This window comes from Corynebacterium tuberculostearicum (assembly GCF_032821615.1).
In the GTDB taxonomy this organism is placed as follows: Bacteria; Actinomycetota; Actinomycetes; order Mycobacteriales; family Mycobacteriaceae; genus Corynebacterium; species Corynebacterium tuberculostearicum_H.
The window spans coordinates 1-22,835 of the sequence record NZ_JAVBIF010000014.1 but is presented as its reverse complement, the minus strand read 5'-3'; the positions used below and the strand labels follow the sequence as shown (position 1 = coordinate 22,835).

Here is a 22,835-nt window from a genome sequence, read left to right as displayed (position 1 = left end):
GCCTACCTGGGATAGCCTGTGTGCTGGGTGTACACAGACTTTTCGGGGGAAAATCATGGCACGTCCGCTGCCTACTACCAAGGCCCAGGTATCGGGTCATAAATTCTTGCGCCGCCGCGTCGAGCATGGGCTCGTCTTAGGCGATATCCGCATGATTCACGATCCTTTGGCTAGGCGCCGCAAAGCGCTCCTTTTCGGCGGGGTCGGCGTCGCCTTCCTTGCGGTGGGCTCTGGCATGTTGGCCTGGCTGCAGCCGAGCCCGCAGCCGGGTGATGCGCCGATTGTGCGCTCGGAGCAGGGCCAGCTCTTTGTGGATGTCAATGACACCTACCACCCGGTTTTCAACCTGGCTTCGGCGCGCATTATCGCCGGGCAGGCGGCCGAGGCGCAGACCATTGGGGATGAGCACCTGCAAGAAGCGCTACTGGGCTCACCGGTGGGTATCTCGGATGCCCCTGGGTACCTCGCGGCGGCAGGCGAGAATCCCCAAGAGCGATGGGCAGCGTGTTTGGCCGGCAAGGATGAGGCGCCGTCTACAGATAACCCGACCAGCATTGGCGGTCACCAGGTAGCGTCGCAGGAGGTTATTGTCCTTGCCGAGCCCGAGCAGAAAAGCCTCGGTGAGGAGCGCGCCGCACTGGTGGAATCCGAGGGCACGCAGTGGCTTGTCACCCAGGAAGGCCGCGTGGCGCTGCCAGATCCCTCCAGCACCGAAGGGCGTGTCGTGCGTCGGGCGGTGGGCGTGGACGATAGTACCCACACTTGGCCCGTGCCACCCGAGCTGCTCAATGCCTTTGCGGAGCTGCCACCGCTGAACTTTCCGGCCGAACCACCCGAGGTCGTCGATACCGGCCAAGGTTTGTGGGCGCGTACGTCCGAGGGCGTAGCTGAGCTCACGCCTACGCAGGCGGAGATACTCACAGGCGTGGGTGCCAAGGAGACAACAGCCACGCCGCAGGAGATTGCTGCGCTTGCCGACGCCCCCTTAAACCTCAACCTTCCCTCCACGTCCTTCCGCTTCCTAAGCCCGGACGATGGCTGGATGTGTGCTGCTAACGAGGGCGGCGGGGTAGTGGTACCTGCCCAAGCGGGCACTGTCGCCTTGGCAGGTGAGTCGGTGGCCCATCGCTTTGGTGGGCTCAACGCTGGTGGCGTAGGCGTAGACAGCGGCCATGGCTATCACGTGGTCTCACCCACGGGGCAGCGGCACGAGGTCAAGGACAAAGAGACTTTGGAAGCCCTTGGCACCGGAGTGGGCGCGCAGGTGCCGTGGGAGATCCTGCGGTTGCTGCCGGAAGGCTCCGCGCTCAACCGTGAGCAGGCGCTGCAGGTTAGTTCTTAGGCCGCAGCCCGCGCCACACCGCCCACGCAGCAAGCGCCAGCGCTAACCCACCCAGCACCCAGGCACTGCGTGTGGGGGCGCGCGAGTCGACTTCGTCGGCGGGGTGGATGGTCATAGCTCGGGTATCGACGCCCGGGCCCGCTTCCACGTGGGTGAGCACGGTGAGCGGGTCGATGAAGCCGTGTCCTGGCTCCGCGGCGTCCTCCAAGCGTTTGCGGAGGGCGGCCGGGCTATCGTCTGGAAAGCGCTGTGCCAAGAGGGCAGCGGTGCCGCTGACCACCGGCGCGGCAAAGGAGGTGCCATGGAACTGCGCCGTTCCGTCCGTGCCTTCCTTACCATCGGCCCATCCACCCGCGGGGTTGAGCGCTAGCGGAATGAATCCTTGCGCAGCAAGCTGGGGGCCATCGGCCGAATTCAGAGAGTAGTCAGCGAGTTCGTGCGAATCCGCTTGGGCGCTCACCGAGAGCACCGTGGGCGAATCCGCCGGAAAGACGCGGTCACCCATCTCACAGCTGCCAGAGGACGCATTGCCGGATGCTGCAATCACCACGGCGCCGGAGTCTTCCGCATGCGCCAAAGCACGGTCCAATCGGGAAGTATCGACCTGCGCGGCCACATCCGGCGGGACACAGGAGACGACGGAGATGTTGATGACGCGGGCACCGGCAGCGGCGGCGTCATCGATGGCGCGGGCCAAGGTGTCCAGCGAGCCGGTGGTACTGTCCTCCGCTTCCTGGCGATAGTGCGCGCTGGTCTGACGCACAGCGTAAATCTCTGCTCGCGGGGCGATACCGATATCGTGTCCGGCGATGACACCGGCCACGACGGTGCCGTGCAGGTCGCAATCGCGATGCGGCTCTGGGGACTCCGGCGCGACAAGATCCGCGCCACTGCTGAGATGCCGCAGTTGGTCGTGACGGGCAACGCCAGTATCGATAACGGCTACTTTGACGCCTTCCCCGGTAGCAAAGGAATGTAAACGGGCCCGGTAGTCTAGCTGCTCCTCGCTTGGTTGGGGCGAAAGCGGTGAGGAATGTGCGGCGGCGCATTCGCGGTCCGGTTCGCGCGCGGCCGCGTAGGGAGCAGCAGTCAGTCCTGCAGCGAATGCAACTACTAAAGCGGTCGGTAGCACGCGCATTATCCAAGCCCTCTAATGAGCACGAAGACACCGGCTAGGTGCGCGGCCAGCGGCAAACTAGCGGCAATGGCGAGGGATTCTATGCGTTCAAACCACGCGATGGTGGTGGGCTCGAGCCCGTCCACCTTGGGCGCCCACAGCGGGGCGCTCAGCATGGCGAGGAGAACCAGGCAGGCAACAAGTATTGGTGCCCAGGCATCGGCAATCCCGGAATTCGCCACCGCGTGGGTAGCGCACAAGCATGTAGCGAGACAGGCGGTCATCGCCAGCAGCATCAGGGCCCAGCTAGCCAGCGCACGACCGTGCCGGGCGGCATGCAGGACGACGGCACCCGCGGTGGTCACGCAGAGTGCTTGGACGAATCCCGCGCCGGTGTGCTCAGCCCCAAAAAGCACCGCAACGTACTCGGCGAGAGAATCAGTGGCGCCGCTCGTCGGCGCCAAGACCGGACCACTGCCCGTCAGCGAGAGTGCGATCAGGGCCGGAATGAGACAGAGCGCCAGCCCACAGCACATTCCCTCATAGGCGCTGCCGGCGCGCCGGGCACGGATATCGACATCCGGCTGGACGGCATCCGAAACCGCGAGGTCTTGGCCGGCCGTGGGCAGCTGCGGGACTTTGAGCCCAGCGGTGGCAACGGTTAGCGCAGGAGCTGCGGCCAACAGGATAATGCCGGCGATCACCACGCAGGCGGCAGCCGCCGTACCGTGGCTGCCCTGGAGACCCGTCCCTGGTCCGGGCAGCAGGTAGCCCAAAGCCGCGACCAACAACAGCACCGAGACGGTGAGTGCCACGGCAGTAGTGCGAACCGTGCTCAACCCGGTGACGTGGCAGGCAAGCAGCGCGATGAGGAGGGCGACGCAGGCGGTGAGTGCGGCAAAGGGGGCTTCGCCAAGCGAGGGCGAAATCACCACCCAGCCACACGCCATGCCGGCCACCAGGCTAAGGTGCACCAGCGATAGGGCCCGAGTCCACAAGGCGAGCAACAGGGCACCAGCGGTCAACGCCGCCCACGCCGCGAGGGGAAGGGAGCTAACCCACACGAGGGCGAAGGCGGCAAGCATTCCTGCCCATGCCCAGACGGTGGGAAGGGCAGCGGTGGTATCCTCCTCGGCCGCGGCGGCGAGCGATTCCGCCGCATCCCGAATCACCGGTGCAGGCCGGCGCTCGCGCGGACTAATAACCAGGATGGAGCCTTCCGTGAGCGCAGTGGCAGCCAATGGGGCGGTGAGATCGATGGCGCGGCCGGAGGCTGTGCTCGCGCGCCAAGGCTCAGAAATGGTGGGCGCATCCACCAAGTCAGTGATTTCCGCCAAAAGCTCGCCCACGCTGGAGCTTAGCGGTAGCGCCACGTCCGCCTCCTTGTGGAAGGTGCCGGCATGAATGCGAACGGTAAGGCGCAGATGATGCGCCGTTGCAGTAGTCATGATGTCCCCCGAAAAATGTATGGATTGTGGGCGTCCCCCTTGCCCAATGCCACATATTGTGGCTTACTAGTGGCGACGTGTCCACCGCAGCGCGGGGAATCTTGGCAGGGGGCCAAGGGCGCTTGGCGCGTGGCTCGGGGGAGGTTATTTAGGCATGCTTGGGATCGGGGATACCCGCGTCATTGAGCCGTTGACCATGCCACTACGGGATGCTGCGCCGCCGCTGCCCACCGGCAGCATCGAGGCCGAGGAGGTCCCAGAGGCGGTGCGTCCACAACCGGTGCCGCTGGTGCGGCTGCTGCTGCCGGTGGTGATGATTGCGGCGATGCTCGGCATGGTCGCCCTCATGGTGTTAGGCGCTGGGGATTCCCGGCAGATTAGCCCGATGGCCTTGATGTTTCCATTGATGATGCTGGCGAGTATGGCCATGATGTTTGGGCCCAATAACAGCGGGCAGGATCCGGATGAAACCCGGCGTACCTACCTGCGCCACATCAAAGCCTTGCGGGAAAAGGCGCTGCGCAATGCCTCGGCGCAGCGTGCACATGAAAGTTATCGCCACCCGGCACCGGTGGAACTCAGCACTCTAGTCGGCTCGCGCCGCATGTGGGAGCGTGGCCCGGATGACTCGGACGCCCTCGAGGTACGCGTGGGAACTGGACCAACGACGTTGTGCACTCCCATCAACGTGCCGGATTCCGGCGCCACTGAAGACCTGGACCCGGTGTGTGCGGTAAGCATGCGCCAGACCATTAAGGCGGTGGGCACCGTTCCCGATATGCCGGTGGTTATCCAACTGCAGGCCTTTCGCTTCTTGTCCGTGTCCGGAATGGCGTCGACTCGGGGCGAAGAGCCCGCAGATCCCTCCCGCGATATGGTGCGCGCAATGGTGCTGCAGATGGCGTTGGCGCATGGCCCGGAAACCTGCGGGATCGAGGCCATCGGTGGCCAGTGGGAGTGGCTGAAGTGGCTGCCCCATGCGCGCACACCGGAAAAGGCCCGCTTTCGCATCCTCATAGTCGATGGCGTGCTGACCACGGGCACCGAGGACTTCTTCCATGATGATTCCTATACCACCATCATTGAGGTCGGTGGGGCGCCGTCTTCGGCGCTGGGGGTACGCGCCGAGCACGAAGGACTAAGCCTCGTGGCAGGGGAGCAGCTGCAGGTGGTCACCGCGGCAGGGGTGGAAGACCTCGGTTCTCCCGACGGAATGAGTACGGCCGGCGCGACCTTGCTTGCGCGCAGTATGGCCTCCTACCGCCGCCCCGATAGCACTTCTGGCAGGCGCGGCAGTGACCTTATGGGCCTTCTGGGCTATCGCGATGTGGAAGAGCTAGCGGCCAGTGGCATGTGGCATGGCCGGGAGGGCTCGGCACGTCTTATGGTGCCCATCGGCATCGATACGGTGGGCCAGCCCGTCACAGTAGATCTCAAGGAATCTGCCCACGGCGGTATGGGCCCGCACGGCCTGTGCATCGGTGCGACTGGCAGCGGAAAGTCGGAGCTGCTGCGCACGCTTGTCACCGCGCTGGCGGCTACCCATAGTCCGGACGAGCTTAACCTCGTGCTCGTGGACTTCAAGGGCGGCGCGACATTCTTAGGATGCGATCGCCTGCCGCATACTTCCGCGGTGATTACCAACCTGGAAGAGGAATCTACGCTGGTAGAGCGCATGTATGATGCCATCTCCGGCGAGATGAACCGACGCCAAGAGCTGCTGCGCACCGCCGGAAACTTTGCCAATGTCAGTGAGTACAACGCTTCTGCCACCGCCGTGCGTGAGCACGGGCCCTTGCCGGCCTTGGTTATCGTCGTCGATGAGTTCTCGGAGCTTTTGGGCCAGCACCCGGACTTCGCGGAACTCTTCGTCGCCGTCGGCCGCTTGGGGCGCAGTCTCCACGTGCACCTGCTTTTGGCCTCCCAAAGGCTCGAAGAAGGCCGCTTGCGGGGGCTAGATTCCCACTTGTCCTACCGAATCGGCCTGAAAACCTTCTCCTCGGCGGAATCCCGCCAAGTATTGGGCGTGACCGATGCCTACCACCTGCCCGGCCAGCCCGGCGCAGGCTACCTCAAATCCGATGCCGAGGCCTTGACCCGCTTCCAAGCTTCCTATGTGTCTGGGCCCCTGCCGCGCCGGGCGCTTGCCGAGGCTTCCGTGGACCACCCCGCCCCAACCCGCGGCCGCGTGCAGCTCTTTCATGGCTGGTCCCAGGAAGAGGACAATACTAGCGCTGCGGTGGTTCTCGATGACTCCACCACTGTGCTTACCGAGGTCGTTCGCGCCGCGGCGGAAGAAGCCCAGTTGCGCGATCAATCGGCGCACCGCATCTGGCTGCCGCCGCTACCGCCGGTCATTGAACTATCCGCGCTGCCAGGGCTTTCCGGTGTACATGCCGCGGGTGCAGTCTCGCCCGCAGCGGACCAAAGGCAGCTGTGCGCGCCCATCGGCATTATCGATAGGCCGTATTACCAACGTCAGGATGAGCTGATTATTGATTTCACCCAGCACGGCGGGCACATGGCACTGTGCGGTGGCCCGCAGTCCGGTAAATCGAGTGCGCTGCGCACGATCGTCTCTGCGCTAGCTCTACGGCATGACCCGCAGACGGCGCGCTTCTACGTCATCGATCTTGGCGGTGGTCAGCTAGCGTCCCTGGAGCGCTTGCCCCACGTGGCCGGAGTTGCCGGGCGCGAGGAGGGCGAAAAGGTACGGCGCATCGTCGACGAAGTAGCTGGGTTTATCCGCCGCCCAGAACGGTGCGCAACCTTCCTTGTCATTGATGGCTGGCACCACATTGGTACCTCTAACGCCGAGTTTGAAGACATAGCGGAGAAGGTCACCGAGATCGTTGCCGATGGCGCCTCCGCCCACGTACATGTCGTCATTGCCACTTCGCGGTGGACCACGATGCGCCCGGCTATCCGCGACCTCATTGCTAATCGCCTCGAGCTGCGCCTGGGTGAGGCCTTGGATTCGCTCATCGACCGCAAACTCCAGCAAAAGCTCCCCAGCGCGCCGGGCCGCGGGCTCACATTGGCCGGTGAAAATATGCTCTTAGCTCGCACCTCCAACCAGGACATCGCTCACATCTGCCGCGTGCATGCTGCGGCTGACCCAGTTCCACAGCTCAAGATGCTGCCCGCCGTGCTTACCCCGGCCGCACTCGCAGCTCAAGGGGATGTGCCCGCCGGCGAGATCGCCTGGGGCATTGGCGGGCGCGACCTCGATACGCTGACCTGGAATCCGTCTCGTGAGCCGCACCTTGTGGCCATAGGCGCGCAAGGCTGCGGCAAATCCACCTTCTTGGCGCAGATCATGCGCGGCATTAGCGCCTTTGCGCGGGAAGACGCTCGGCTCGTGGTCATCGACCAGCGCCGAGCCCACCTGGGAACCTTGGACCAGAACATGGTTGCTGCCTACGCCGCGACGCAGTCGAGTGCGCAAGAGACCATTGTCGATACAGTCCGGACCCTGGAATCTCGCTTGCCTGGCCCGGACATCACCCCGGCGCAGCTCGCCGCACGAGATTGGTGGCAGGGCCCAGACATTTACCTAGTCATCGATGATGCGGACCTGCTGAGCGATATTGCCCTCTCGCCACTGCTGGAATTGCTCCCACATGCCCGCGACATTGGCCTGCACCTTGTTATCGCTCGCAAATCCGGCGGCATCGGCCGTGCCCTCTTTGGCCAATTCTTTTCCGCGGTGCGCGATCTGCAGCCGGCGCTGTTGCTTTTCGACGCCGACCGCGACGAAGGAACCATCTTCGGACTCAAGCCCTGCCACCAACCACCCGGCCGCGGTCAGTGGAGCATCCGCGGTGAAAACCTCGGCGTCGCCCAAGCGGTGTACCTAGAAGGAGAGAAGTAAATGACCACCAATCTCAGCGCGCATACGCCAACCGACACCCCTATCCCCACCGGTGGGGAGACCACCGCAATCCCCATTACCGTTACCATCCTGGATGCGGCCACCATCTTTGAAGGGCCCGAAACGGTTTACCGCTACGACCTGCCGGGAACCGGCATTGTGGAAGGCTGGGCCTTGGGCCAAGTCATGGATCAGATATCCAAGATGGCGGGGCCGTCTTGGCCCGACGTGGAAGCCTGCGTGGTGGCAGACTCTTCCGGTACGGACATTGCGCAGGAAGCCACCTCCATCATCTGCCGGCAATTGGAAGTCACCGGGGTGCGCCTCATCGATCCAGAACCAACCATCTCCTCGCTAGCGGCCCCGGACCCACTCGGTCCGCCTCCTCACCCGGTTCCTGAAGTCACGGATTCGGCACCTCCCACTACGATGATGGAGGCGCCTGCCTACGACGAGCCGGTAACGCCACGCTGGACCGACCGCCTGCGCGGTTGGCTCGGAGCCATCGATATCTTTCATGTCGCAATCGCGGTGGTCATCATCGCCGTAGCCGGAGCTTCCTGGTGGGCTATCGGTGCCCAAGCTTCAGACGATGACGACGCCGCTTCGGATGCATCGCACCCGCAACCCCGCGCTGCCGAGCCAAGCGGCGATGGTGCGGCGGAGTCCGCGCCGGCCTCGCCGCCACCGGGTACGACGGATGCGCCGGAATCCGGCAGCGAGGAATTGAACCCAGGTGAAAAGCGCTTAGACGTGGAGGGAATGTCAGTAGTCGTCCCCAGTGGGTTCCACACCAAGGTGGAAGATGGTCTGGTCACCGCCACCGGCGAAGACCCGAACCTACGCATCCTGTTGGCGGCAGATGAGATGTTTAACGTGCCGGCGGATGCCCTGTTTAAAGAAATTCACGCGCAGGTCGACGAAGATCCGGCGCTTCGCGATGCCACCGATGAGGCCGGGCGACTGACCTATACCGAAGACCCTGGGGACGGCTCCTTGGTGGAATGGACCACCTGGGAAGACCGTGGGCACCAGATGTCCGTGGGATGCCATACCCGGCATAACTCCAACGCCGTTCAAAAGGCGGCCTGCCGCATGGCCACGGAAAGCCTGGTCAAAAAATAGTCTCAAAAACTTTGCCCCAGCCGGGAACCGTTTGGCGGAAAGTTCAGTCCAATAAAAGTGAGAAAGCACAGATGCGAAGCACAGCTGCTTTTTCGGGGGAAATACACACAATCTCATCCGCCCTAAGGAGGGGCGCACTCTTATGTCTCAGACTTTCAAGACACAAGCCGATGTCATGGTTGCCACCGCTGGCAAAGTCGATAACACCAATGATGAAGTCCAGGGCGAGCTCACCCGCCTGCAGGGCGTCGTCGACTCTGTCCGTGGCAGCTGGGTTGGCCAGGCCCAGGTCTCCTTTGACGACCTGATGCAGCGCTACAACACCTCTGCACAGCAGCTGCGTGAGGCCTTGGCCTCTATCTCTGACAATATCCGCAGCAACGCCCACAACTTCGACAACGTGGAAGCAGAAAACACCCAGGCCTTCTCCAACGTGGGCGGCGGCCTCGCCCTCTAAACCGCACTGCACACTTCACTACTCCGCAGCCCAAAAGCTATAGATTCACAGAAGGGAATCAACCACCACATGTCCGAGATCAAGTACGAATTCGGTGCCATTTCTTCCGCCGCAGCCGACATCAACGCCACCTCTGGTCGCATCAACAGCACCTTGGCAGACCTGAAGGCGCGCCTACAGCCGATGGTGAGCACCTGGGAGGGCGAGTCCGCCGTGGCTTATAACCAAGCGCAGGCCAAGTGGGATAAGGCATCGCAGGAACTCAACACCGTGCTGGCCACCATCTCCAAGACCGTTTCGCAAGGCAACGATGCAATGAGCGACGTCAACCGTCGCGCCGCCGCAAGCTGGGGCTAAATCCATACCCTGATTGCACGGTTCCACGCGGTCCCCGTCAGGGCTGCGGTGCCACTGACCACACCCGCGTGGCAGGAGGCGGACGCAGCCGCAGCCTTGGCCAAGAAACCAGCGTGGCTATTCCTTTTCTAGTCCGTACCCACGAGCCGGCACCTCCCGTTTGAGCCGCGGAAGGTGCCGGTTTCGGTGTTTTGGTCTTTGGGCAGGTGAGCAAGTAGGGTAGGAAACCTATGTGTTCGCTCGTCGGCAAGCAGCTGGCGAAGCGCTCCCTGCAGGTCTCCACCGGCCGCTGTACGGGAGTGAATGGATGCTTAGCGCTGGCCGGCAGTTCCGAGACAGACTTTCAAGGAGTCAAATTGTCTACTTTCCACCCAAAGAGCGGTGACATCACCCGCAAGTGGTACGTCATCGACGCTACTGATGTGGTGCTGGGCAAGCTCGCTTCCACCGTTGCAGACCTGCTGCGCGGCAAGCACAAGCCACAGTTCGCACCGAACGTTGACGCTGGTGACCACGTCATCATCATCAACGCTGACAAGATCCACGTTTCTTCCACCAAGCGCGGCCGCGAGATGCGCTACCGCCACTCCGGTTACCCGGGCGGCCTGAAGTCCATGACCCTGGGTCAGTCTTTGGACGCCAACCCGGTTCGCGTTATCGAAGAATCCGTTGCCGGCATGATGCCGCACAACAAGCTCTCCCGCGCTTCCATCAAGAAGCTGCACGTCTTCGCAGGCGAAGAGCACCCGTACGCCGGCCAGAAGCCGGAAACCTTCGAGTTTAAGCAGGTGGCACAGTAATGTCTGAGCAGAACATCGACAACAACGTAGCCGACGCTGCTGACATCGCTGCAGCAAGCGCCGCTACCGAAGAGTTCACCAACACCATCGGTGATTCCATCGCACCGGCCGAGACCGAAGAGGTCGAGGCTGCCGCTCCGGTACACGAGGGCCCGATCCAGACCGTCGGTCGCCGTAAGCGCGCCGTCGCACGTGTTCGCCTCGTTGCTGGCTCCGGCCAGATTGTGGTTAACGGCCGCGAGTTCGGCGAGTACTTCCCGAACAAGCTGCACCAGCAGGATATCCTCACTCCGCTGACCCTGCTGGAGCGCGAGAACCAGTTCGACCTCAAGGTCACCGTCAACGGTGGCGGCCCGACCGGTCAGGCTGGCGCCCTGCGTCTGGCTATCGCTCGTGCACTGAACATCTACAACCCGGCTGACCGCACCGCCCTCAAGAAGGCTGGTCTGCTCACCCGAGATGCTCGTGCAGTTGAGCGTAAGAAGGCTGGTCTGCACAAGGCACGTCGCGCACCGCAGTACTCCAAGCGTTAATCTCGCTTCTACTGCGCGCGCAAGCGCTACGCAAAGCCGCTGCTTCCTTTGGGAGGCGGCGGCTTTCGTCGTTTTGAGCTTCGGCAGAGGATAATGACACCTCTGCATAGTAGTACTATATGTGGTACTGATTAATTGTGGGTAGCAGCGTAGAAGAAATCTTGGCCAACAAGAAAAGAAGTCCAGCAAAAGCCACCTTTTCGGAACTTCTTCAAGCTGTACAAATGCTTCAAACCGAGCAAGAAGGAAGATAAAAATGGACGTCAGCAAATACACCTATCAAGTCTTCTGGTCTGAAGAGGACAATGAGTTCGTGGCGACGGTTGCCGAGTTTCCTTCACTATCGTGGCTGGATTCTGACCGTAGCTGTGCAGAGCAGGAACTTCTGAAGTTGGTTGCGGAAGTAGTAGAAGATATGCAGATTTCAGGGGAAGTCATTCCACAACCGTTGGGGGCTCGGTCATATTCGGGAAAATTCAACGTTCGAACCTCTCCGTCGCTGCATCGCAAGCTAGTGATGGAAGCAAGGACGGAAGGAATTTCACTCAACGCATTGATAAACCAGAAGCTTGCCTCCGCCTAAACCGCCCCAACATGCAATCGATGGGCACAGGAGTGCATAATTGACTGCATGACTCGACTTTTTGGAACCGATGGCGTTCGCGGCCTCGCGAACAAGAAGCTGACCCCAATTCTGGCCTTGCAACTAGGCCAGGCCGCTGCGGAGGTATTTACCGCTAAGCGTGAATCCTACGAGCGCCAGCCGCTGGCCATTATTGGCCGCGACCCGCGTGTATCTGGCGAGATGCTGGATGCAGCGATTGCGTCCGGGCTGGCTTCCCGCGGCGTGGACGTGGTGCGCGTGGGCGTGCTGCCGACGCCGGCGATTGCCTACCTGACGGATGACTATGGTGCGGATTTGGGCGTGATGATTTCCGCTTCCCACAACCCGATGCCAGACAACGGCATCAAGTTCTTCTCCGCAGGTGGTAAGAAGCTGCCGGACGAGGTAGAAGATCAGATTCAGGCCACCATGGAAAACCTCACCGAGGATGGCCCGACCGGCACCAAGTTGGGCCGCATCATCTCGGAGGCCCCGGATGGACGCGAGCGCTACCTTAACCACTTGAAGGAAGTGGTCTCCACCGACCTGGGCGGCATCAAGGTGGTCGTAGACACCGCCAATGGTGCGGCCTCCAAGGTTGCTCCGATCGCCTATGAGGCGGCTGGTGCAGAGGTTATTGCTATCCACAACAAGCCGAATGCCTTCAATATCAATGAGGACTGCGGTTCGACGCACATTGAAAAGGCACAGGCGGCCGTCGTCGAGCATGGCGCCGATCTGGGCCTAGCCCACGATGGCGACGCCGACCGTTGCCTGGCTGTGGATGCCGAGGGCAATGTTGTTGACGGTGACCAGATTATGGCACTGCTGGCCGTAGGCATGAAGGAGGATAATGACCTGCGCTATAACACTCTGGTAGCAACCGTCATGTCTAACCTGGGCCTGAAGCTAGCCATGCAGGAGCAAGGCATCGAGGTGCGCCACACCGCAGTAGGCGACCGCTACGTGCTGGAAGAGCTCAACCGCGGCGATTTCTCCTTGGGCGGCGAGCAGTCTGGCCACGTCGTGTTGCTAGATGATTGCACGACTGGCGACGGCACGCTTACTGGCCTGTCCATCATGGCGCGCATGGCCAAGTCCGGAAAGTCCCTGAAGGAATTGGCATCGGTGATGACCGTGCTGCCACAGGTGCTCATTAATGTGCCGGTTTCTGATAAGGGTGTCATCATGGACGCCCCCGAAGTACAAGAAGCCATTGCCCAGGCCGAGGAAGAACTCGGCGAAACCGGCCGCGTCCTGTTGCGTCCCTCCGGCACTGAGGAGGTTTTCCGCGTCATGGTGGAGGCCGCCGATAAGGAGCAGGCACGCAAGGTCGCCGGCAGGCTTTCCGCCATCGTTTCCTCGGTCTAGCGCAACCGCCGGGTGCGGAAGATTTTTGGCATCCTAGGGAACCATTTGGTGCAATCCCCAGTCCAATGAAGGTGAGAACTTTTACCGCATATGGATTTGGGGGAATACACCAGTGTCTGAGGTTTTTCTTCGCCCCTCGGAGGCGATGTCCGCACTACGGCAGGTCGTAGCCGATAACGACGAACAACGCGATGCCCACCAGGCCGAGGTGCCGGATTTTCCGGTGGCCGCGGCTGGACGCAACTTTGGCGGCCACGGTGAGCGCATTCGTGATGTCTTGGCGCGCATCCATGAGCGCGGAGGTCGGAGGTTGGATAATCTATCCGCCACCGCCCATGCCGCTCATGAACAGGTGCGCGCCTTTGCCGATTTTGATGAGTCTTTCGGCAGCTCCTTTGCGCGCGGCGGGGAGGCGAACAAGTGAGTACGCTGACCAAATCCTTGTTGGGGGACTATTCCAACGCGATTTCCCAATTCCAATTCGCATGCTTGGGAAGCTACGCGGGCCCCAGCATGCCGATGAACCTCCTGGGGGAGTTAGTCGGTGCGGTCGATGGCATCGCGCCCGAAAACCTGGTGAAAAACACCGTCGCGGCGGTGGGCGGCAACCGCCCGAAGGGAGGCGGTGCTGGACTAGCGAGCTATTTGCAGCAGGATGATTCCGAGGTTGCTCAGGGCGCCATGCGTGAGCACCTGTGCGGCGTGCAGGAAGATTTCGACATTGACCGCCAAGATGCCGCTCATCTCACCAGCTCGGCGGAGCAGTGCTCAGGCGCTATTGCCGACGTCGTCGATGTCTCCGACACTGCCCTTACCGAGCTCATCTCTGCGGTCATCCCACTGCTGAATATCTTGTCCATGGTGGCTACCAAGCACCCCCTGGCCAGGTTTATCATCCCGATTCTTTCCACCATCGGCGGGCGCGTTATCGAAGAGACGAATCACAATATCGCTAGCACCTGCCGTGACCGCGATGATGCGATTGAGTCCTGCTATAACGAGTTTGAATCGCGCTGCGAATGCGTCTGCGAGCGCCCAATGCCGGAAGAATGCCCGACGCCGGCTAAACCTACAGATAATGCCTGCCCCGCACCGGTAGAACAATGCCCGGAGACTCCTACTCCCACTAAGCCGATGCCGAAGGAAGAATGCCCACCTCCGCCCTCGCAGCCCACCGAGCCAGCCCAGGTGGAGTGTCCGCCAGAGCCAACGCCTATGCCGGAGCCTGAATCAAAGCAAGAATCGAGCCAGACGACTTCCGCGCCGCCACAGCCGACGCCTCCTTCGCCACCACCCGTCCCGCCAAAGGAATGCCCCGAGCCCGAGCCGGAGCAATCCTCCAAGACGGAAGTGCACACGGAGACCACTGCAGAACACGGTCTCGGCTGCCACTGCAATGAGTGCACCGAGCAACCATTTACCGAGCGACCAGCGCAGTCCCAGCGCGAAGTAGAGATAACCAAGCCGGCACAGGCAGAGATCATTCCGCCGCAGGAGCCGCCAGAACAGCCACAGCAAGTAGAAGAACCGTGCCCGGAACCTGAACCTCAGCCTGAGCCGAAACCTAAACCAGACATGGATACAGAACCCGCTTCTGACTCGGGCGCAGGGGAGGAAACACTCTGCCCTGAAAATACCGCGGGAAATACCGAAGAATGTGTGGAAACGACCCAAACCAGCTCAGAAGGCTGTGGAATTGAATCCTCCTGCAGTGGCAGTCTCGGCCTGGTAGGGGCCGGAATCGCTTTAGTAGGCGTGGGCCTCATTGTGGAAGGCGCCGCGCAGTGCCTGGAGAACATGTCCGACGCGGATTGCCCGGTGCAAGAGCCTGAACCGGACCCCGTCCCTGAACCTGAGCCAGAACCAGAACCTGATCCCTGCCCGGAACCTGAGCCCGAACCCGAGCCGGAGCCGGAGCCATGCCCCGAACCCGAGCCAGCTAGTGATGATGGCGTTATGGCGCCGCCTCCTGAGCTGTCTCAGGTAGAGGAGCCAACGCCGCCACCAGAAAAGGTGGCACACCTCCAGGCGGCCGGTCCAGCAGAGGCACCGTCACCAGCCCCAGCTCCGGCTCCTGAACCAGCACCGGCACCGGAACCGGCCCCGGCACCGCAGCCGGCTCCAGAAGAAGCGCCAGCACCGGCACCAGCGCCGCAGCAGGAGGCGGCGCCCGCGCCAGAAGAACCAACCATTAAGGCACGAAAGGCAGGTCAGTGGTAATGAATAACGACTTCGCAGAATTTGCGCAGGGCTTTCGGGAAAGGACGGCTAAACGCCTGCTGGAATTTGAAAAAACGCTGGCGAAAGCGCAAGACGAGCTAGAAAAGTCCGCGGATAAGGCCATGCAGGAGGCGCGATGGGAGAAGGGGCAGGTGGGGCGTCGGCAAGCGGCGACGGCGCCAAGGCCTCGATATGGCGCTGCCCCGGCACGCTCAAGGAACGCGTCGGGGCAGGTGCAATCTGTGCTGCGGCGGGGCTAATACCTTAGGCGTCGCGGGTGACGCCGGCGCGCTCGGCCAAGTCCTCGCCTACGAGGCTTTCGACCTTCTTGGCGCTCGCCTCTGGATCCGCAAAGGCGTCATAGGTGGAATCGCCATTGAGGGTAGCCAGCAGGAAGCCGGTGACCAAGCCGCGGGCGATTTCGGTAGGGCCGGACTGGAAGGCGGCGGTGCCGATGGCCAACTTGCGCAGGCGATCTTCGGTAAAGCCGGCGTGGCTGCCCTTATCGATGGCGCGGAAGCAGACCGGGCCATTCCAGTTATGGGCCAGCTTGGCGGGGTTGCCGGCATTGAAAATATCTTCCTGGCCGGCGCCAATGACCAAGCCCGGGGTAGTAATGCGGCGGGCCGCCTGCACCGCAGATGGCGCGGTGATGGAAGGGTAAATCGCGGCGACGGCGGCGACCTTCTGGTTATCTAAGGCACCCAGCACGGCCGTGCCACCGCCCATGCCGTGGCCAATCATGCCGAGCTTGCCCGGGGAGACCGTAATATTGCCAGCGCCAAGCTTCACCCCAGCGGCAATCTGCAGCGCGGATTCCATATCCGCGGCCAGGTTGCGGTGGTTGGGGAAGGGGCCGGTCTCGGAATCGGGGGCTACCACGACGATGCCCCAGCTAGCCAGGTGGCGCAGAGTGGCGTGGTAATCCTTAATCTTGTGCATCCAGTCATGGCCAAAGGCCACAGCGGGCAGGCTTTGGCCCTCCGCAGGGGTATAAACCTTGCCGGTGATTCCGGCATAGTCAAGGTCGCCAACCAAAACTCGGTTGCGACCGCGCTTCGACAACGTTGCTAGATGTTTATTCAAATTCGCAGACACGCATTCCAGGATAGAGGAAGATCACCCGCCAGGCGGGAAAGGGTGCGGGTTTATCTGAGAAATGTCTGCGTAGTATCCAGCCGAGCCGCGGGTGTAGTCGAAAGGCCTTCCTAAGCCCCTCCTAACTTGCGCCCCTGTGGGTAGGGGAGTGCAATGTGTGGGCAACTACATACTCTATTTTCTGGGAAGGCGGGCTGCGGTACATGACTACCGGCGTCGTTGATGCGGAAGAACTTTCTACTCGTTATGGGATGGAGGTAAAGACCGAGGTCATTGACCGCGTGGCACATGCCTCCGATGCCTCGCACTACCTGTACACCCCCAAGGCAGTCATCGAGGCCCGCTCGGCCGAGCACGTGGCCGCCATCTTCCGCGCGGGCCGGCAGCAGAATGTTCCGGTCGCCCTGCGCTCCGGTGGTACCTCCCTTGCCGGCCAGGCCTCCGGCGATGGCTACCTGGTGGACGTGCGCAAGCACTTCCGCGGCATCGAGGTGCTGGATGAGGGCAAGCGCGTGCGCGTCCAGCCCGGCGCCACGGTGCGCCAGGTCAACGCCCGCCTAGGCCTGCGCAATCGCAAGCTTGGCCCAGATCCGGCTAGTGAATCTGCCTGCACCATCGGTGGCGTGGTGGCCAATAACTCCTCCGGTATGGCCTGCGGTACCGAGCTCAATACGTATAACACTCTGGAATCGCTAACCTTCGTGCTGCCTACCGGCACCGTGATCAATACCGCCGATGCGGATGCAGACCGGCAGTTCCAAGAGCAGGAACCGGAGCTGGTGGAAACACTTACCCGCCTGCAGCGCCGCGTGCGCGATAACCAGGAGTCCGTGGATATTATCCGCCGCCATTTCCAGCTGAAAAACACGATGGGCTATGGCCTCAATTCCTTCCTGGATTTTGATAGCCCGGTCAAGCTCTTTGAGCACCTGCTCATCGGCTCGGAGGGAACCCTGGCCTTCATTGCAGAAGCGGTATTCCGCACGGTGCCGATTTCCAAGCTGACCACCACTACGGTGGCTGTATTTGATGACCTCACCGCCGCCACCAAGTCCCTGCCGGCCCTGCTAGATACCGGGGCGGCCACCCTGGAGTTGATGGACTCTGCCTCGATCCGCGTAGGCCAAGGCTTTGATAAGGTTCCGCAGGCCATCACCGGTTTCGATGCGGACAAGCAGGCCGCACTGCTCATTGAGTACCACGCTGACGCGGAAGAAGAACTGCGGGAGAAGGAGGGCAAGGGCTCGCAGCTTCTGCGCGAGCTGCCGCTGCAATCGCCAGCCGCCTTCTCGGCCGATGCCGCTTCGCGCAATACCGCATGGAGCTTCCGCAAGGGCCTGTACGCCCAGGTTGCTGAGGCGCGCCCGTCCGGTACAACCGCGCTTTTGGAAGATATCGTCGTGCCCGTGGGGGATTTGGCTGATACCTGCTCTTCCCTGCAGGAACTCTTTGCCCGCTATGGCTATGACGACGCCGTTATCTTCGGCCACGCAAAGGACGGCAATATCCACTTCCTGCTCACGGACCGCTTTGAAGGCGATGATGCCATCGGCCGCTATAACGACTTCAACGAGGGCATGGTGGACTTGGTTCTCTCGGCCGAGGGCAACCTCAAGGCCGAGCACGGCACCGGCCGCGCCATGGCGCCGTATGTGCGCCGCCAGTATGGCGACGAACTCTACGCGGTCATGCAAGAACTCAAGCGGGCCTGCGATCCCACCAACACCATGAACCCGGGCGTCATCTTGGACGATGACCCCGATGCGCACATCAAGAACATCAAGCTCAACCCCACCGTGGAAGAGGAAGTGGACCGCTGCGTGGAGTGCGGCTACTGCGAGCCGGTCTGCCCGTCGCGCGATCTCACGCTGACCCCACGCCAACGCATCGTCGTGCGCCGCGCCCGCAAGCGCGCGGAAGAAGTCGGCGATAGCCAGCTCGTAGCCGAGCTGGATGAGGCCTATGAATACATGGGCATCGAGACCTGCGCGGTGGATTCCATGTGCCGCACCGCCTGCCCGGTAGGTATCGATACCGGCAAGTTCATCAAGCGCCTGCGCAGCGAGGAGGCCCAGCCGGCGCAGCAGAAGCTGTGGGGCGCTGCCGCCAAGAATTGGCAGGTCGTTAGCCAAGGAGCCGGGCTGGCGCTTACCGGCGCGCACCTACTGCCCACTGAGTTGGTCAAGAAGGTCACCGACGTGGGCCGCAGCCTCATCGGCACCGATAACCTGCCGCAGTACCAGCCGGAGCTGGGCAAGGGCGGCAAGTCCCGCGGCCGCTTGGCCGGGCGCGTGGGTGACCGCTACGCGCAGACCACCGGCATTTACCTTCCTGCCTGCGTGAACACCATGTTTGGCCCGCAGGGTGGTGGCAAGGGCACTACCGATTCCTTCGTGGTTCTCTTGGAGCGCGCCGGGGTAGCGCTGGAGGTTCCGGAGGGCATCGACAAGCTCTGCTGTGGCACCCCATGGGCGTCCAAGGGCATGCAGGCCGGCCACGATGCGATGGAGCAGCGCGTGCGCGATATCGTCATGGAGGCCACCGATGGTGCGCGCCTGCCGGTCATCGTGGACGCCAGCAGCTGTACCGCCGGATTTAAGGACATGCTGGAGTCGGTAGGCATTACCGTCATCGACGCCATTAGCTTTACGGCCGATACCCTCCTGCCGCAGCTTGCGGTCAAGAACCCCGCGGCCTCCGTGACCGTGCACCCCACCTGCTCTGCCTTCCAGCTGGGCATGATGGAAGACGTGGAGAAGGTAGCCCGCGCCGCAGCGGCCGAGGTACACATTCCCACTGACTGGAATTGCTGTGGCTATGCCGGCGATCGCGGCATGCTCCACCCGGAGCTAACCGACGCCGCAACGCGCGCCGAAGCAGCGCAAGTCAAGGAAATCGGGGCGCAGTATCACGCCTCGACCAACCGCACCTGCGAGCTCGGCTTGACCCGTGCTACCGGCGAGGATTATCACCACATTCTGGAACTTTTGGAGCAGGCGACGCGCTAGTTTTCCCAGCGCACTAGCGGGCGGGGCGCTATGCCCCCGCTTGCCGACGCCCCGCCCGCCTAGAGGTTTCTTCCCCGTGCTGTAAAATCAGCAACCATGTGTGGAATTGTTGGATATATTGGTCACGCTGGTGGTGACCGTGATTACTTCGCCCTCGACGTAGTCTTGGAAGGGCTGCGCCGTTTGGAATACCGCGGCTATGACTCCGCTGGCGTAGCAATGTACGCCGATGGGGACATTAGCTGGCGCAAGAAGGCCGGTAAGGTCGCTGCGCTGGATGCTGAGATTGAGGCCCGCCCGTTGCCAGACTCCGTGCTGGGCATTGGCCATACCCGCTGGGCTACCCATGGTGGCCCTACCGACCTGAATGCGCACCCGCACGTGGTCGATGGCGGCAAGCTGGCCGTGGTGCACAACGGCATCATTGAGAACTTTGCCGAGCTCAAGTCCGAGCTTTTGAACAAGGGCTACAACTTCGTTTCCGAGACCGACACTGAGGTTGCCGCTACGTTGCTGGGCGATGTCTTCCACAACGAGGCCGCTGGTGACCTCACCAAGGCAATGCAGCTGACCTGCTCCCGCCTCGAGGGCGCATTCACCCTGCTGGCCATCCACGCCGAGCAGGCCGATCGCATCGTTGCCGCTCGCCGCGACTCGCCGCTGGTTATCGGCCTGGGCGAGGGCGAGAACTTCCTCGGCTCCGACGTATCTGGCTTCATCGATTACACCAAGTCCGCCGTGGAGATGGACAACGACCAGGTCGTGACCATCACCGCCGACGAGGTAGAAATCACCGATTATGCGGGCAACCCTGCACAGGGCAAGCCTTTTGAAATCAAGTGGGATGCCGCCGCTGCCGAAAAGGGTGGCTTCGATTCCTTCATGGAAAAGGAAATCCACGACCAGCCCGCCGCTGTGCGCGATACCCTGCTCGGCCGCTTCGATGAACAGGGCCAGCTGGCTCTCGATGATCTGCGCATCGATGAGACCGTGTTGAAGTCCATCGACAAGATCATCGTCATCGCTTGCGGTACCGCCGCCTACGCCGGCCACGTGGCACGCTATGCCATCGAGCACTGGTGCCGCATTCCTACCGAGGTCGAGCTCGCCCACGAGTTCCGCTACCGCGATCCGATCGTGAACGAAAAGACCTTGGTTGTCGCCCTGTCTCAGTCCGGTGAGACCATGGATACCCTGATGGCCGTGCGTCACGCCCGCCAGCAGGGCGCCAAGGTTATTGCCATCTGTAATACCCAGGGCTCGTCCATCCCGCGCGAATCCGATGCCGCGCTCTACACCCACGCCGGTCCGGAAATCGCCGTAGCCTCCACCAAGGCCTTCCTGGCGCAGATTACCGCCACCTACCTGCTTGGCCTCTACCTGGCCCAGCTGCGCGGCAACATGTTCGCCGATGAAATCCAGAGCGTTCTTGCTGAGCTGCGCCACATGCCGGACAAGGTCCAAAACGTCATCGATGAAGAGGACCAGGTGGCCAACCTGGCCAACTCCATGAAGGATGCGGAATCCGTGCTCTTCCTGGGCCGCCACGTCGGCTTCCCTGTAGCTCTTGAAGGCGCGCTCAAGCTCAAGGAGATCGCCTACCTGCACGCCGAGGGCTTTGCCGCCGGCGAGCTCAAGCACGGCCCGATTGCACTGATTGAGGAAGGCCAGCCGGTCTTCGTTATCGTGCCGTCCCCGCGCGGCCGCGACTCCCTGCACTCCAAGGTCGTTTCCAATATTCAGGAGATCCGCGCCCGCGGTGCCATCACCATCGTGATTGCGGAAGAAGGCGATACCGCCGTGGAGGATTACGCTAACCACGTCATCCGCATCCCGAAGGCGCCGACCCTCATGCAGCCGCTGCTGGCCACCGTGCCGCTGCAGATCTTTGCCGCCCATGTAGCAAAGTCCAAGGGTTACGACGTGGACCAGCCGCGTAACCTGGCCAAGTCCGTGACCGTGGAGTAATCCACGCCGAACGGTACTAGTTAAGCCCCCTTACTTGCCGCGTTTCTTGCGTGGGAGGTAAGGGGGCTTTTGCATTTCATTGAAGCTTGGCGAATACCTAGGCCGCGCCGGATGGCCGCCCTCGGACCGCGACGCTGCGGCTGGCGAGGGAGCGGACCAGGGTCAGACCGAGGAGAGCGCCCTTGCCTTGATCTGGTCGAACTCCTGCTGGGTAATCGCTCCCGAGTCGAGAAGGGCCTTCGCCGAGGCGATCTCATCGGTCGGGCTCGATCCGGCGGAGCCGCCGGCGACGGACTTGATGTACTCATCCTGCCGCTGCTGGAGCTCCTGGCGCGCCTCGACCGCGCGGTCGGTCATCCCCCGACCTCGAACAAGCAGGTACGCGAGCATTCCGATGAACGGCAGCGCGAGGATGAACACCACCCACAGCGCCTTTGCGAAGCCGCCGAGGTCCTTGCTGCGGAAGAGATCTCCGAAGATCCACCACAGGGACATGAACCATGCGAAGAAGATGAAGAACTCGAACATGGCGAGTAGGAATGAGCCGTTGTCGTCGAACATTTGCTGACTGCCTCCTGACTGGATGGGCGCTGGCCGAGCGGTCCACGCGGACCCCAGCGCACGACGGTTAGGAATAAGGACGTGCCCGGGCCGTCGCCGAACCATGTTAGCAGCTTTTCCTCACCAAGCGTGGTAGCCGGGTTGCGACGCGCTGACCGGGTTGGGCTGGTGAAGACGGGCCTGGGACTCCACGATTCGTAGCGACCAAGCAACGGATCGAGAGGAGTCCCAGGTGGGTGTTGAGGCTACCGTCCTGCCCGCTGCGATGCTCGGCATCTCGGGGTTGGTGGTGCTTGCCGTCGGTGAGTACGGCGGTGAGCTGGAGCTGTTGGTGGAGACCTCCGAGTCGGTGACCGGGTGCCCGCGGTGCGGGGTGGTCGCGGTGGCCCACGGCCGGCGTGAGCATCTGGTGCGTGACATCCCCTCGGCGGGGCGGCCGGTGCTGCTGGTGTGGCGCAAGCGGCTGTGGCGGTGCGCCGAACCGGCGTGCCCGCAACGTACCCGGTCAGTACACCTAATAAAGCGACGTCAGTACGTTCGCTAATGCTCGAGCTGATCTTTCATCGCTCGTACCTCTTGGCTGCCAGCGTGGTCACTTATTCGCAACCGCCCACCGTGCGTTCTCTACACCCCTCACCGTTGCACTCATGTGAGACATTTGAACGCGCTGTGGCCTTATCCGTCCCCGCGGATTGCTCCTCGCCTGTCATTCCTGAAGGGTGATGCTCCTATGTTGTGTCAAGCTGATTTGAGAAGTTCTTCATAAGCCAACCTCAACTCCGGCAAAGGGCGCTTGCCGGTTTCGATATCACTGATTCTCGCCGGGGCACGCCCGAGTTTTTCAGCAACCTGGGCTTGCGATAACTGCCTCTCGATCCGTCGAGCTTTGAGTTCATCAACCTCTACCTGGCCCGTTGGAAGAACGGCCTGACCCAAGCACAACACCCGGTAG

At 62.2% G+C, this 22,835-nt stretch carries 20 protein-coding genes; 15 read left to right on the top strand and 5 right to left on the bottom strand.

Annotation, left to right across the window (positions count from 1 at the left end; all coding sequences use genetic code 11):
* Positions 1 to 55 precede the first annotated feature (55 nt).
* Entirely contained in the window at positions 56 to 1,342 is a 1,287-nt protein-coding gene (eccB, locus tag RAE09_RS09460) for a type VII secretion protein EccB (RefSeq protein ID WP_150851298.1), read from the top strand.
* On the opposite strand, the gene RAE09_RS09455 is transcribed toward eccB, so the two are convergent.
* Together RAE09_RS09455 and eccD are read right to left on the bottom strand one after the other, a co-directional pair.
* Complete coding sequence (locus RAE09_RS09455) at positions 1,332 to 2,480, bottom strand: S8 family serine peptidase (protein WP_316981555.1); 1,149 nt, start codon at positions 2,478 to 2,480, stop codon at positions 1,332 to 1,334. The genes eccB and RAE09_RS09455 overlap by 11 nt on opposite strands.
* A complete protein-coding gene (gene eccD, locus RAE09_RS09450) occupies positions 2,480 to 3,907 on the bottom strand; it encodes a type VII secretion integral membrane protein EccD (RefSeq protein WP_316981554.1) in 1,428 nt (475 codons plus the stop codon). Before eccD ends, RAE09_RS09455 begins: the two co-directional genes overlap by 1 nt.
* A gap of 154 nt (positions 3,908 to 4,061) precedes the next feature.
* Here eccD and eccCa point away from each other — a divergent pair, with 154 nt between their 5' ends.
* The 11 genes from eccCa (at position 4,062) to RAE09_RS09395 (ending at position 15,508) form a co-directional block, all read left to right on the top strand.
* Complete coding sequence (eccCa, locus tag RAE09_RS09445) at positions 4,062 to 7,781, top strand: type VII secretion protein EccCa (protein ID WP_316981553.1); 3,720 nt, start codon at positions 4,062 to 4,064, stop codon at positions 7,779 to 7,781.
* Complete coding sequence (locus RAE09_RS09440) at positions 7,782 to 8,906, top strand: type VII secretion-associated protein (protein ID WP_316981552.1); 1,125 nt, start codon at positions 7,782 to 7,784, stop codon at positions 8,904 to 8,906.
* 142 nt (positions 8,907 to 9,048) lie between these two features.
* Positions 9,049 to 9,363, top strand: coding sequence for a WXG100 family type VII secretion target (locus RAE09_RS09435; protein ID WP_005328030.1), 315 nt, complete (start codon positions 9,049 to 9,051; stop codon positions 9,361 to 9,363).
* Between the two features lie 69 nt (positions 9,364 to 9,432).
* Positions 9,433 to 9,720, top strand: a complete 288-nt coding sequence (locus RAE09_RS09430; RefSeq protein ID WP_005322746.1) for a WXG100 family type VII secretion target — start codon at positions 9,433 to 9,435, stop codon at positions 9,718 to 9,720.
* Between the two features lie 356 nt (positions 9,721 to 10,076).
* On the top strand, positions 10,077 to 10,520 hold the full coding sequence (rplM, locus tag RAE09_RS09425; RefSeq protein ID WP_034668278.1) for a 50S ribosomal protein L13: 444 nt from the start codon (positions 10,077 to 10,079) through the stop codon (positions 10,518 to 10,520).
* On the top strand, positions 10,520 to 11,053 hold the full coding sequence (gene rpsI / locus RAE09_RS09420; RefSeq protein ID WP_204610198.1) for a 30S ribosomal protein S9: 534 nt from the start codon (positions 10,520 to 10,522) through the stop codon (positions 11,051 to 11,053). Before rplM ends, rpsI begins: the two co-directional genes overlap by 1 nt.
* 256 nt (positions 11,054 to 11,309) lie before the next feature.
* Positions 11,310 to 11,636 (top strand): type II toxin-antitoxin system HicB family antitoxin, encoded by a 327-nt coding sequence (locus RAE09_RS09415; RefSeq protein ID WP_297847006.1) that lies wholly within the window; start codon positions 11,310 to 11,312, stop codon positions 11,634 to 11,636.
* A gap of 48 nt (positions 11,637 to 11,684) precedes the next feature.
* On the top strand, positions 11,685 to 13,028 hold the full coding sequence (gene glmM / locus RAE09_RS09410) for a phosphoglucosamine mutase (protein ID WP_316981551.1): 1,344 nt from the start codon (positions 11,685 to 11,687) through the stop codon (positions 13,026 to 13,028).
* Positions 13,029 to 13,140: 112 nt separating this feature from the next.
* Positions 13,141 to 13,452, top strand: coding sequence for a hypothetical protein (locus RAE09_RS09405; RefSeq protein ID WP_316981550.1), 312 nt, complete (start codon positions 13,141 to 13,143; stop codon positions 13,450 to 13,452).
* Complete coding sequence (locus tag RAE09_RS09400; RefSeq protein ID WP_316981549.1) at positions 13,449 to 15,248, top strand: hypothetical protein; 1,800 nt, start codon at positions 13,449 to 13,451, stop codon at positions 15,246 to 15,248. The genes RAE09_RS09405 and RAE09_RS09400 overlap by 4 nt, the downstream gene beginning before the upstream one ends.
* Positions 15,248 to 15,508, top strand: a complete 261-nt coding sequence (locus RAE09_RS09395; RefSeq protein WP_239235121.1) for a hypothetical protein — start codon at positions 15,248 to 15,250, stop codon at positions 15,506 to 15,508. Before RAE09_RS09400 ends, RAE09_RS09395 begins: the two co-directional genes overlap by 1 nt.
* Positions 15,509 to 15,512: 4 nt before the next feature.
* Here RAE09_RS09395 and RAE09_RS09390 read toward each other — a convergent pair whose 3' ends face one another.
* Positions 15,513 to 16,346: a dienelactone hydrolase family protein gene (locus RAE09_RS09390; RefSeq protein ID WP_005322738.1), complete on the bottom strand. Its 834-nt coding sequence runs from the start codon at positions 16,344 to 16,346 to the stop codon at positions 15,513 to 15,515.
* 203 nt (positions 16,347 to 16,549) lie between these two features.
* Here RAE09_RS09390 and RAE09_RS09385 point away from each other — a divergent pair, with 203 nt between their 5' ends.
* Positions 16,550 to 19,354 (top strand): FAD-binding and (Fe-S)-binding domain-containing protein, encoded by a 2,805-nt coding sequence (locus RAE09_RS09385; RefSeq protein ID WP_316981548.1) that lies wholly within the window; start codon positions 16,550 to 16,552, stop codon positions 19,352 to 19,354.
* Between the two features lie 96 nt (positions 19,355 to 19,450).
* A complete protein-coding gene (gene glmS / locus RAE09_RS09380; RefSeq protein WP_005322735.1) occupies positions 19,451 to 21,322 on the top strand; it encodes a glutamine--fructose-6-phosphate transaminase (isomerizing) in 1,872 nt (623 codons plus the stop codon).
* 162 nt (positions 21,323 to 21,484) lie between these two features.
* Here glmS and RAE09_RS09375 read toward each other — a convergent pair whose 3' ends face one another.
* Positions 21,485 to 21,883 carry an SHOCT domain-containing protein gene (locus tag RAE09_RS09375; RefSeq protein ID WP_005322734.1) on the bottom strand — a complete coding sequence of 133 codons (399 nt, stop codon included), beginning with the start codon at positions 21,881 to 21,883 and terminating at the stop codon, positions 21,485 to 21,487.
* Positions 21,884 to 22,115: 232 nt separating this feature from the next.
* Here RAE09_RS09375 and RAE09_RS09370 point away from each other — a divergent pair, with 232 nt between their 5' ends.
* Entirely contained in the window at positions 22,116 to 22,427 is a 312-nt protein-coding gene (locus RAE09_RS09370; protein WP_316981547.1) for a transposase family protein, read from the top strand.
* Positions 22,428 to 22,621: 194 nt separating this feature from the next.
* Here RAE09_RS09370 and RAE09_RS09365 read toward each other — a convergent pair.
* Positions 22,622 to 22,835: helix-turn-helix transcriptional regulator (locus tag RAE09_RS09365; RefSeq protein ID WP_316981546.1), on the bottom strand; the 214-nt coding region annotated here is incomplete at its 5' end.